This is a genomic window from Clostridium sp. LXY-7, assembly GCF_056172015.1.
Map to the genome: position 1 here is coordinate 231286 of NZ_JBLLJL010000005.1, position 12163 is coordinate 243448.

Sequence of the window (12163 nt, forward strand, 5' to 3'; positions counted from 1 at the left end):
AACCATTTGCAGGAAGATTAGATTTACTTAGGCTATATGAAAGTGAAAAGCGTTAAGAAATACAACTTGTTCGAGAGAATCGAGTTGTTGTATTTTAGCTTTTTACTTGAATATAACCTTAGTAAATCAAGCTTTCGAAACGGTTTGTGAGTAATGATATGTAGTTCATTATCAACAACCATTTAAAACAAAACCTAAATATTCTCTTGTACTATTTTTAATTTTATCAATGGTTAGCATTACAGGTACCTCTACTAATACTCCCTCTACGATGGCTAATACTGCCCTTATTTTAATCCTTACTTTTATTCAATAAACCATCCTCTTGTATTATTTGCAATTTTAACAATGGTAAGCATCATAGAAACTTCTACTAAGACACCAACCGCAGCAGATAATACTGCCCCAGATTGCAATCCAAATAGTGCTATAGCTACTGCTACTGCTAGTTCAAAAAAATTGCTTGCCCCAATTATAGCTGCTGGTGCGGCTATGGAATGGGGTAAATCTAATAACTTTCCTATTATATAAGCTATTCCAAATATTAAAAAGGTTTGAATAATTAGTGGTATAGCAATTAAAACAATATGTAGTGGATTGTTCAATAGTGTATGACCTTGAAAAGAAAATATAATAATTAAAGTTAATAATAATCCTATAATAGTAATATTATCAAACTTTTTTAAAAATATATTTTCAAAATATTCTATTCCTTTTTTCTTAATAACTATGTTCCTTGTAATTAATCCCATAGCAAGTGGTACTACCACAAATAACATTATTGATAGCATTAATGTACCTAGTGGCACATCTACCTTTCCAATCCCTAGTAAAAATGTCACTATTGGTGCAAATGCTACTAAAATTATCAGATCATTAATAGCTACCTGTACTAAGGTATAAGCTGGATCTCCTTTAATTAGATGACACCATACAAATACCATTGCGGTACAAGGTGCAGCTCCCAAAAGTATAGTTCCTGTCATATATTCTTTAGCTAACTCTTCTGGTATAAAGCTTTTAAATACTACCAAGAAGAAAAAGCTTGCTATTATATACATAGTAAAAGGCTTTATAAGCCAATTCGTAGTACATGTAACTATCAAGCCTTTAGGATTTTTCATTGCACTAACTATACTTTTAAAGTCTATTTTAAGCATCATTGGATAAATCATAAGCCATATTAAGATAGCTACAGGAATAGACACTTTATAAAATTCAAATTTATTAAGGATCTCTGGTATTATAGGTACTAGCTCGCCAATTAGAATCCCCATGATTATACATATTAAAACCCATATAGTTAGATACTTTTCAAATATACTCAGATCCATATTTTCCTTTTTATTAATGAGTAACATAGCAATTATTTCCCCCCTTAAAGTAATTACTGTGCCGCTTTATGTAGCTTCCATTTCTATCCCTTACATATTTAATTCTATACTATTATTCTAGCAGTTGTTTTGATAATTCTCCAGTAAAACTATATATTGATTTATATATTATCAAAATTTTTCGCAAAAATAGGCTGTCTCTATGGACAGCCCACTTTAATTTGTATATTTTTAAGTCACCATGAACATAAAGTATCTCTCACTATTTTAATTAAGTATAAATACTAACCTTGCTATTAAATCGAAATATTCATTATAAATATCTCTTAATGAAACTATTTATACATTAAGCTATTTTTGAAATATTAACTTCTGCAAAACCATTTGCAGAATTCATCTGATCAGTATAGACCTTTATACCTTGAATAAAATTTTTATTTGGATTTTTAAAATCCGTATTGCCTACAGAATTGTCTTCTTCTGATTTATCTTTAATTCTACTTGCCTTTTCAGCATCAGCTTCTGACTTTGTAACAGTTCCCTCTGCGACTAAATTATCTATTTGAGCTTCTGAAAGTGTTGAAAGTATAGGAGTAGTTTCAATTGTACTTGTTGTTTGAGAAGAAGCTATTATAGTTTTGCTAGTTTCTTGTAATTCACTAGATTGTTCTGACATCTCCTTTACAGTAGCTTTTTTTGAATTCTCCTCTACTGCATTAGCTGCAAATTTTTTAGTATCATCTGTTTCTAAATTCTCTACAGTAGTTCTTTCTGTTACTGGCTTAGATATATTTTTATTGTCCGCCATTTCTTTATTAAGGATTTGTCTAGCCTCATCACTTATCTCTATAGTGTCTGTTTGTGATTTTGTATTAATAACTTTCTCATCACTACTAGTTTCTTTACTTATAGATGCATTTGATTTCTGTGTTAATGAAGTTATATTACTTGAAGCATAGCTATAAGCGCCAATATTTTGTATCATTCTTTCACTCCCCTTTTTAAGTTTATAAAACATCAATTATTTTTTTAATTCTTATTGACATTTCTTAGCTGGATTTTCTATTTTAATATGTTTATGAAATATACTTTAATCTAAGTGACTTTCATCTTTAATTATATATTTAGAATGTGATAGCTAAGTGATGAAAATAAAAAGAGTTCAGCATATTAACTGAACTCCCTTATTCTATCATTTCTTGTAATTTTTCAATTTGGATTATTTTTATAGTATCCTTATAGAACTCAATAATCTCCTCATCTCTCATCTTACATAACTCTCTTGATAGGGATGGTCTTGTAATGTTGAGAAAATCCGCTAACTCTTCTCTATTTATCCCTAGTGAAAACATTATTTTCCCTGTCTTTTTATATTTTTCAATTAAATATTTACTGACCCTTCCCCTAGTACTTTTCACGGATAAATACCCAACCTTTTTATGCAAGAGCTGAGCCTTTTCCGCTATGATTGCAACTAAATTAGCAAGAATGATTTTATGAAACCCGCAGGCATTACCACAGTAATTTGTTATCCTTTCAGGCTTTAAGAATATAATGCTACTATCACTTTGGGCTTGAACACTAGATGGCCAAACTCCATCCCCAGTAAAAGCTGCAACTTCTCCGAAGGTATCTCCCCCTTCAAGTACTGTAAGTATTGTACGATTTCCAGAATAATTTTCCTTTAAAATTGCCACTTCACCAGATAGTACAACTCCTATTCCTTGAAATTTCTCATCAACTAAGGCAATATATTCTCCTTTTTTATAATTAAGCACATTGCACTCAAAGCACTGAACTAAATGATTTATGTCTTCAACTTTAATTCCTGTAAATAATCGTGCCTTAGCGATACTCTTGATATATTTCTCTTCCATACTAATCACCTTCATAACTTTTTTAAGGTAAAACTTAAAATTTAAGGCGGATTCAGAACCTTATATTATTTCTTGTCAAGAACCTTAAATAAATAATGTTACACTCCAGTTCCATCACTACTTTAAACCTCAGTTTAATAATATACAAATTGAGATAACCCCTTAATGGAGCTATCTCAATTATATGTCATCACTAATTAAAAGTTCATCATTGCAAACCATATTTCTTTTCTAACTCAGTCAATAATGATAAATACTTTTTATCTATGTCACTATTGTTTATCTGAAATTCTTCACTCTGTGCATCTACTTTATCCAATATTTCTTTAGATAATTGACGCTGTGCAAAGGTATAAACAGTGTTATCTTCTTTTTCTATATGTCTTGTTAAAAGATGTGTATAGGATATGGCGTTGGCAATTACATCTAGTTTGCTTTCTTCATCCCCATCTTTTACTTTTTCTAGGGCTTCCTCAAGCTCTTTAATATAAAGTCTTCCCAAGTCATGCTCAACTAACATTCCATAATTAACTAACTTTTCACCAAGAGATCCTAGATGATCTACCATCTCTTTAAAGAGAAATTTCTCCTCTTTTCCATGATGATATTTATCTGCATAGTTTCTTATAAAATCTATAATTTTGTAGAAGTCTTCATATTTTATTGATTCTCCATTTAACACACTATAACAAGCAATTCGTACAACTTTAAGCATTCTTTTAATATTTTTATGCTCTTCCATCATTAAATCAATTGAATCCATATTATTGTCTCCTTTTGATATAACTGTTTCTGTCTGAAGCTATACCATATTCTACATCCATTCCTGAAGCCATTAAGAACCCATTTATCCAAGCTTCTCTCAATTTGTAGAAGTTAGCTACATCTCCACCATTTTCATTCCAATATTTTTCATGAATACAGCAAGTCTTCTCCCATAGGATCTTATCCTCAGTACTACTTATAACTTTATTTACTCTATCGCAGGGCATACCTTCTAGCATATAGTCAAATATCAAATTATATAATTGCTCTAGAGTAAAGTTAATCTTATCTATGCTGCTCATAACTTCTATTCCATTTTTATTAAAGATTCTCTTTAATTCATCAATGGATAATATATTTTCTTTTAATAGTGTTGAAACAATATACGCCAATCTATATTCTACACTCTCAATTCTTCTTTGAAGCCATCCATGAATATTTTCATGCTCTATTATATCCTCTAATCTTCCCTCTGGTGCTTTACCATAGAGTTCATAGCTTTTCTCTCTCAGTTCATTTAGCGGATAATTTTTTTCTTTGGTTCCTTTTAGTACTTCTTCTATTAACTTTTCATGTAACTCTATCTTGTTGTATAACCAATAATGTATTTTACCAAGAAACGCACTCACTATAAATTACCCCCTTTATATAGCATTAAGCTTAGTTAAAAGTTCCTCCACATCTAATCCATGAACCATGCATGCCTCTTCAAGAGTCTCAGCTTGTGCAGATGGGCATCCAACACAACCCATTCCAAAACTCATTAAAACCTCTATAGCTTTCTCATTATTTCTTATTACTTCACCAATTGTCATTTCTTTTGCTATTTTCATAATCAATTACCTCCGTTTCATTTGTTATTTATAGTATACCTCTAAATTCAATTAACATCCGTAACCTAAGTTACGGATGTTAAATTATTTTATGAATTTTTTAAAAACATATTAAAGTTTCATAATATATTCTTCTTCTCCTGTGATTTCATCAAAATTCGTAGCTTGAACTTTAAATCCATTATTAGTATAAAACTTAACTGCAGTTTCATTATTTTTATATACAGCTAGTTGAAGCTCAAAATATTTATCCTTTACATATTCTATGAGCTTTCTTCCTATCCCCTTATTTTGATAATCTACATGAATGAACAAGGCACCTATAAAATTATTTTCTAATATGCTTATAAATCCTTGTATCACTCCATCCTCTTCATAGACATAAGTCTCAGATGCAGGAATATATTGATTTTTAACTTTCTCATAACTATCTATCCAATACTGCTCGGGTATAAATTTATGCCCTTTTATAGTTGAATCTTTCCATATCCCCATAATTTCATTTATTTCTTTTTCATTTTTATTTATTGCTCTTATCATTTTAAAACAACTTCCCTTCAACATGATTTTCTTTCTAATTTTTACCTATTATACATCTGAAATCAGTTAATAATAGAAGAACAAATAGGTTTTTCATATCTTAAGTTGCTTTAAATATAAAAAGATTATAGATTTAACTAAAGAATTGTGTTAAATACCATAATCTTGCCTGTATTTAATCACAATAAGCAATCCCAAGATTTAGAATAACACATCACAAATAAAAGGTAATGATAAATACCCTTAATTTTGTTCACTATTATCCTGATACTTTATTGCTTATCTGTGCATTAAACACCTACCTCTCTCAATTATAAATATATAATAGCAGAGAATACTCTAAGTTGTCAAATATTTGTAATTATATTTTTTATTTTTGGCTTTGTTTTAATATAGTTGTTGATTTTAGAACTACATATTATTACGAAGCAAACCATTTGCAGGAAGATTAGATTTACTTAGATTCTATGAAAGTGAAAAGCTAAAATACAACTTATCCGAACGTAGTGAGTTGTTGTATTTTAGCTTTTCACTTGAATAGAGCCTTAGTAAATCAAGCTTTCGAAACGGTTTGTGAGTAATAATATGTAGTTCATTATCAACACCATATTAAAACAAAGCCTTATTTCTCTACATATTTATTAGAGAATTCTATCATATGATTATATAACTTCAATATATTATCATGATTCTTCTCATAGAATTTCACTAAGTCTTCATAGGATGTTTCATCTATTGATGAATCACTAGAGCTAAGAGTTTTAAAATAATTATAAAATTCAGCTGTGAGCTCTGGTAAAAAACCAGCACCAATGCATTTATCAATACTTACAGTATATAGTGCTTCATTATATGGCTCACTGATTGTAACTAAGCACTTGCTCATATACTTCCCAAGAAGATTTCTAAATCTATCAAATTCTAACTTAAACACTGCTTCCATATATTTTTGTGTTATCGGTTTTTCATTATTATATGAATCTATAATTTCATCTAAAGTTTTAAGGACCCTTAATACATCCGATGTAACCATAGATAATTTCTTTCCATCAAACTCAAATCTTTTCATATACAACCACTCCTAACTTATAATTTAAAATTTATACAATTTTAATTAGATACGTTTAAAAATGTGGAAATAAAAAACCTCTTAGCTACCAAAGCTAAAAGGTTGCAAATCTTGTATATACACAGATTCCAAATACACCCTCCTATCTCTCGTAGAATTCTAGCGCAAAAATAGGCAGTTCTTCTGGCTCAAGTATCATAATTTTCTTCTGCCTTCCCATTAAAAACAGTGGCATACTAGAAGAAAACTCCTCTCTTACAGCGGCGGGACCGCGTGGGGCTTTCACCCAACTTCTCTTTTAATCAATGATACCAAAATATCATTCAACCTAATTTCTAAAATATTCAATTATAAATAATATACTATACTATCCTCATTTTTATGTCAAATTTATACCATGCAAGCTATATTTATTAAAATTTCTTTATTGTTCAATACTTAACTTTTAAATATTATCTAAAAAAAATTGACGCAGATCTACTATTACATCAATTTTTATAAAATAATTATATTACATAACTTTGTTTATATTATATTTTTTTGTATTGATGAAATTCCCATCCATAAGCTACTTCCTTAAGTTTCTTACCCCCAATGTCTACACATTTTTCTTTGATTTTCTTCCCACCCTTTATTTCATAAAATCTACGAGCCTTATAATTTTCTTCTAACACCCAAATAAGCATAGAGTCAAATCTTAGTTCAATTAACTTTTCAGTTACTCTTTTAAACAATAAACTTCCCACTCCACTATTTTGGTATTCCTCAGCAATATATATGGCATATAGCTCTCCTCTATATACAGAGTCTCCTTCTCTTTCTTCACCACAGGTAGCAAATCCAATTACACCATACTCTTCATCTTCAGCTATAAAAGTATATCTAGTTTCTCTAAGTTTTCCACTGATTATATCTTGCCATGCTTTTGCCTTCTTATCATAAGATAATTCCTCTAAATATTTATCAGGTACTATTTCCCTATAAGCAGTACGCCAAGTATCTACATGTATCTTTGCTATACTAGAAGCATCTGATAAAATTGGCTCCCTAATTATCATAAAACTCCACTCCTATAATTACATTTTTATAATTATATCATCACCTTAAATTCAATTACAATTATTAGCCATAATTGTAATAAAAGTATAATTTTATAATAGTCAAAATTACTCTTACTTTCGCTCTTCTATTCTTTCTATTGTATAAGTACTATTTTAGAAGTTACAATATATTTAGCTTTTATTTAACTACTGATAAAATAAAGAACTTAATAATAACTTATCCTTGCAATATAGTGCATAAACTGCAAGGTATAGTTTAATTTATCTTGATATACTTTTAATTGAAAGGTGGTAATTATGAATGGATTGGCTAGATAGAATGAATAATGCTATAAATTACATTGAAAATAATTTAATGGACAAGGTTGATTATGAAAATGTAGCTAAAATGGCATGCTGTTCAGTATATCATTTTCAACGTATGTTTTCTTTTATTACTAATGTAACTTTGTCTGAATATGTTAGGCGCAGACGAATGACCCTTGCTGCTTTTGAGCTCCAAAACACCAACATAAAAGTTATTGACTTAGCTCTTAAATATGGCTATGAATCACCTGAAGCCTTCACCCGTGCCTTTCAGACATTGCATGGCATTACACCCACATCAGCGCGCAATATGGGTGTGAATTTTAAAGCCTATCCTCGTATTTTCTTTCAAATTTCAATTAAAGGAGATTTAGAAATGAATTATAGAATTGAAAAAAAAGATAGTTTTACAGTATACGGTATTGAGAGAATTTTTGACTTAAAAGATGATGATACCCTAAAAGAAATTCCTGACTTTTGGACAGAACAACTAAATAATGGAGAGTACGATAAACTTACTAAGTCTACAGGAGAAAATATTAACCCTAAAGGTGGACTATGCCCTGTTAATGCCATATGCGGCTATAGAAACACTGGTGGCACTACCTTCCCCTATATGCTTTGTGCTTTAGAAAACTCAAATTGTAATATGGAAGGATACACTGTTGTCCAAATTCCAGCCTCTACTTGGGCTATATTTACTTCTAATGAATATGATTTAAAAGACATAAGTAAATCTATGCAAGATTTAAATAACCGTGTGTACTCTGAATGGTTACCAACCTCTAATTATGAAAAGATTGATGGTTATGACCTTGAAATGTACTATACTAAAGAAAACGGCAGAGAATATTGTGAAGTATGGATTAGAGTTACCCCTAAGAAATACTAACTGATATTTACTCCAGAACCTAAAAGAGATCGTCTTTGACGACCTCTTTTAGGTTCTGGAATAAATTACATCTATCTTCTGGTACTAAATTTTATTTTACTCTAAAGAAAAACTATTGCTTATTAAATAATAGTTTGTTATACTCAAAATATACTACTGTTCACTAAGTAATAGTTATTAAATAGTAAGAGGGTGTTTTAATGAATAAGTGCGAATTTTTAAAAGAACTCAAAAACTCTCTTCAAGGTCATCTGTCTAATACTGACCTTGAGGAAATATTATCAGACTATGGTGATATATTCGATAATGGATTCTTAGAGGGTAAAAGTGAAGATGAAATATCAAAGGAAATTGGTTCTCCTGCAGCTATATCTAGAACTATTTTAGATGATATAGGTAATAATAACTTTAATAGTGAGCCTGTAAACACAGACATCTCTAATTTAGCACCTATGTCTAAACGCTTAGGGGCATATGTTATTGATACCTTTATAATTGCTTTGTTTTTCTCCCTAATACTTTTTATTTCTACTTTTTCTTTTCATGAGACAACAAAAACTACTGAGATCATAGAAAATGGTAATATTAGTAGTTTAAAAGATACCTATTCTAGACACATCACCTTGGATAAAAATGGTGAAGCAAAAAAAATAGAACTTTTTAAAGATGACAAACGAGTTTTTAAAGGAACAAATGAAGAGTTTATAGCTTATATGTCAGAAAATAATATTTTCTATGATAGTATTATTTCTACTGAAACTTCTTCACCTATGTCTATGAATTCTATGTCCTTTTTTACCTTTATTCCAATGACCATGGTTTCTATAATGTTTATGCTTTTGGGATTTTCAAGCCTGATTACGGCTTTTGAACTTTGGATTTTTAAAGGTTATACCCTTGGAAAATGGATAGTTAAAATAAAGGTAGTTCCTTTAAAAGGTGATAAATTAACATTCTTAGATGCACTATTAAGAGATGCTCTTATAAAATTTATTGGTAATGGCATTACCTCTGGAATTCTTAATATTTTCTCCTTCATCTGGGGGTGTGGAACTCCTGAGCATAAAACAGTACATGACTTAGCTGCTAGAACTAAAGTTATTGATGTGGTGAGGTAATAAATATGGATACACAATTTAAAAAAGGAGTTCTTGAAATGTGTATTCTTTTCCAGCTTACTAAACAGGATATGTATGGATATGAGCTTATGAAAATTATAAAAGACATCTTTCCTGATGTATATGATGGATCTATTTATACAATTCTTCGTAGATTAAATAATGATAAATATACCGAGACCTATATGAAAGATGTTCCATCTGGTGGGCCTGCAAGGAAATACTATAGAATTACAGAAGCTGGAAAAGAGTATTCTTCTAATATGAATGAAGAGTGGAATAAAATTGTTGCTAAGGTTAATGCTCTAGGCATCTTCTCCTCTTAATTATAAAATAAGAAAAAACATCCCTTGAAAACTAACCTTCCAAGAGATGTTTTTTCTTATGTATTATAGAGGTTTAATTTCAACCCATTTACCTACACCAATTATCCTAATTTTTAAATTCTTAAGTAGTATTTCCATGCTTTTCAGCTGATTTATGTATTTAATATTTCCACCTTTAATTAAAATCTCCACCATTTTTATTATATCTTCTCTCTCTTCTTTACGAAGTCTTCTATTTCTTTTCATACATAGGGTATTAATATGTGTTAAAGTATGCCAAATTTGTTCCTCTGTAATACTGTTAATATCCATAAGCACCCAAGTAAAATCTTTTCTTCTATTATTCGGCGGATATGCCTCCTTAAAAAATTCAATGAAATAATTAATAGACTTAGGATCTTTTTCCTTAACATACTTCCCTAACTGTGATTTCAATGTATTTTTTAAATACATTATTGTGTTAGGTTTTACTATGCTTGTCATATCCTCAATACTATTATAAATAAGTATATATGTATCCTCTATTTGCTCAGTTGTTATTCCTTCTTGTTTAAGTGCTTTAATAGTATCTATATATCCTAATATATTCTTTTTAGAATTTAACTCTTTTCCCCATAATTCCTTCCATATATCATTTGCAGTTAACCCTTCTAAACTTACTTTTACTACTTCTTCTTTATTATTTTCTATTGTCATTTACTCTCTCCTCTATTTAAATGTATTTTAAGCAATTGAAAAACTAACTAGTTGAGTATATAAATAATAGACTTCCAGTTATCTTTGACTATGTCTTAACTAATATTATTATACTTCATATATGTTGTAAAAAATATATGTTATTAATTATTAGCTTTTATAAAAGGCTTTATTCTAAACGAATGTTGATTTTAGAACTATATATTATTGCGCAGCAGACCATTTGCAGGAAGATTAGATTTACTTAGGCTATATGAAAGTGAAAAGCGTTAAGAAATACAACTTGTTCGATAGAATCGAGTTGTTGTATTTTAGCTTTTTACTTGAATAAAGCCTTAGTAAATCAAGCTTTCGAAACGGTTTGCAAGTAATAATATATAGTTCATTATCAACACTATATTAAAATAAAGCCTTATAAAAATAGCCATAAATTAGCTTTCAATACTAATCTATGGCTATTAACTCTAACTTAAAAATGATTCAAAATTTATAAATATACTATATTAGGATTATAGTTTAATATTTTTAAAGGCTTCTGCTTGTTGTTTAATTCCAACCTCTGTGGCAAATCTTTCAATACTTGAAGCCCCAAAGAAACCATCAACTCCAGTTGTTCTTTCAATTACATACTGTGCATCTTCTGGTTCTGCAATAGGTCCCCCATGACATATAACCATAATGTTGGGATTAACTGATTTACCTGCATCACAAATTGCCTGAACTTTTTTTACACAGTCATCAAGAGTAAGTGCTGTCTTCGCACCAATAGTTCCTTTCGTTGTCAATCCCATATGTGCTACTAAGATATCAGCTCCTGCTTCTGCCATTTTCTTGGCCTGTTCCTCATCAAATACATAAGGAGTAGTAAGCATATCAAGTTCATGAGCCTTACGTATCATATCAATTTCAAGATCATATCCCATACCAGTTTCCTCAAGATTAGCTCTAAATACTCCATCAATTAATCCAACTGTTGGGAAATTCTGTACCCCTACAAAGCCTTGCTCTTTTAATTGTTTTAAAAAGACCTCCATTATACGGAAAGGATCTGTTCCACAAACTCCTGCTAATACTGGAGTATGTTTAACTACTGGTAATACCTCTGAACCCATTTCCACAACTATTTGGTTTGCATCCCCATAGGATAATAATCCTGCTAGAGAACCTCTTCCAGCCATTCTATATCTTCCAGAGTTGTAGATTATAATTAAATCTACTCCCCCAGCTTCACCGCTTTTTGCTGAAATTCCTGTACCTGCTCCTGCACCTAAAATTATTTTACCACTAGCCACCTGTTCTCTAAGTCTAGTAAGCACCTCTTCACGTGTTAACTTCATTTTCATTAC

General features: G+C 30.0%; 14 protein-coding genes and 1 riboswitch. Of the genes, 3 read left to right on the forward strand and 11 right to left on the reverse strand.

The features are described from left to right. Window positions 1-305: 305 nt before the first annotated feature. The 9 genes from arsB to ACI48Q_RS17450 form a co-directional block, all read right to left on the reverse strand. The gene (arsB, locus tag ACI48Q_RS17410) at window positions 306-1361 is read right to left on the reverse strand and encodes an ACR3 family arsenite efflux transporter (protein ID WP_474920384.1); all 1056 of its coding nucleotides are present in this window, start codon (window positions 1359-1361) and stop codon (window positions 306-308) included. A gap of 319 nt (window positions 1362-1680) precedes the next feature. After that, on the reverse strand, window positions 1681-2319 hold the full coding sequence (locus tag ACI48Q_RS17415; protein WP_474920385.1) for a hypothetical protein: 639 nt from the start codon (window positions 2317-2319) through the stop codon (window positions 1681-1683). A 199-nt stretch (window positions 2320-2518) separates the two neighbouring features. Further along, complete coding sequence (locus tag ACI48Q_RS17420; RefSeq protein WP_474920386.1) at window positions 2519-3211, reverse strand: Crp/Fnr family transcriptional regulator; 693 nt, start codon at window positions 3209-3211, stop codon at window positions 2519-2521. Window positions 3212-3419: 208 nt separating this feature from the next. Then, a complete protein-coding gene (locus ACI48Q_RS17425; protein WP_474920387.1) occupies window positions 3420-3974 on the reverse strand; it encodes a hemerythrin domain-containing protein in 555 nt (184 codons plus the stop codon). Window position 3975: 1 nt separating this feature from the next. Next, a complete protein-coding gene (locus ACI48Q_RS17430) occupies window positions 3976-4605 on the reverse strand; it encodes a hypothetical protein (RefSeq protein WP_474920388.1) in 630 nt (209 codons plus the stop codon). Between the two features lie 15 nt (window positions 4606-4620). Further along, window positions 4621-4809 (reverse strand): DUF1858 domain-containing protein, encoded by a 189-nt coding sequence (locus tag ACI48Q_RS17435; protein WP_474920389.1) that lies wholly within the window; start codon window positions 4807-4809, stop codon window positions 4621-4623. A gap of 111 nt (window positions 4810-4920) precedes the next feature. Continuing rightward, window positions 4921-5349, reverse strand: a complete 429-nt coding sequence (locus ACI48Q_RS17440; RefSeq protein WP_474920390.1) for an N-acetyltransferase — start codon at window positions 5347-5349, stop codon at window positions 4921-4923. Window positions 5350-5971: 622 nt separating this feature from the next. Then, window positions 5972-6418, reverse strand: a complete 447-nt coding sequence (locus ACI48Q_RS17445; RefSeq protein WP_474920391.1) for a hypothetical protein — start codon at window positions 6416-6418, stop codon at window positions 5972-5974. 156 nt (window positions 6419-6574) lie between these two features. Further along, a riboswitch (cobalamin riboswitch) is annotated at window positions 6575-6765 on the reverse strand. Window positions 6766-6948: 183 nt separating this feature from the next. Then, window positions 6949-7476, reverse strand: a complete 528-nt coding sequence (locus tag ACI48Q_RS17450) for an N-acetyltransferase family protein (protein ID WP_474920392.1) — start codon at window positions 7474-7476, stop codon at window positions 6949-6951. A 304-nt stretch (window positions 7477-7780) separates the two neighbouring features. Between ACI48Q_RS17450 and ACI48Q_RS17455 the strand changes: the two genes are divergently transcribed. The 3 genes from ACI48Q_RS17455 to ACI48Q_RS17465 all read left to right on the forward strand — a co-directional run bounded on the left by ACI48Q_RS17455 (window position 7781) and on the right by ACI48Q_RS17465 (window position 10121). Then, window positions 7781-8677, forward strand: coding sequence for an AraC family transcriptional regulator (locus tag ACI48Q_RS17455; protein ID WP_474920393.1), 897 nt, complete (start codon window positions 7781-7783; stop codon window positions 8675-8677). 200 nt (window positions 8678-8877) lie between these two features. Then, complete coding sequence (locus ACI48Q_RS17460) at window positions 8878-9795, forward strand: RDD family protein (protein ID WP_474920394.1); 918 nt, start codon at window positions 8878-8880, stop codon at window positions 9793-9795. Window positions 9796-9800: 5 nt separating this feature from the next. Next, window positions 9801-10121, forward strand: a complete 321-nt coding sequence (locus ACI48Q_RS17465) for a PadR family transcriptional regulator (protein WP_474920395.1) — start codon at window positions 9801-9803, stop codon at window positions 10119-10121. A gap of 63 nt (window positions 10122-10184) precedes the next feature. Here ACI48Q_RS17465 and ACI48Q_RS17470 read toward each other — a convergent pair whose 3' ends face one another. Next, window positions 10185-10817 carry a hypothetical protein gene (locus ACI48Q_RS17470; protein WP_474920396.1) on the reverse strand — a complete coding sequence of 211 codons (633 nt, stop codon included), beginning with the start codon at window positions 10815-10817 and terminating at the stop codon, window positions 10185-10187. A gap of 509 nt (window positions 10818-11326) precedes the next feature. Further along, entirely contained in the window at window positions 11327-12154 is an 828-nt protein-coding gene (locus tag ACI48Q_RS17475; protein ID WP_474920397.1) for a phosphoenolpyruvate hydrolase family protein, read from the reverse strand. Window positions 12155-12163: the final 9 nt, after the last annotated feature.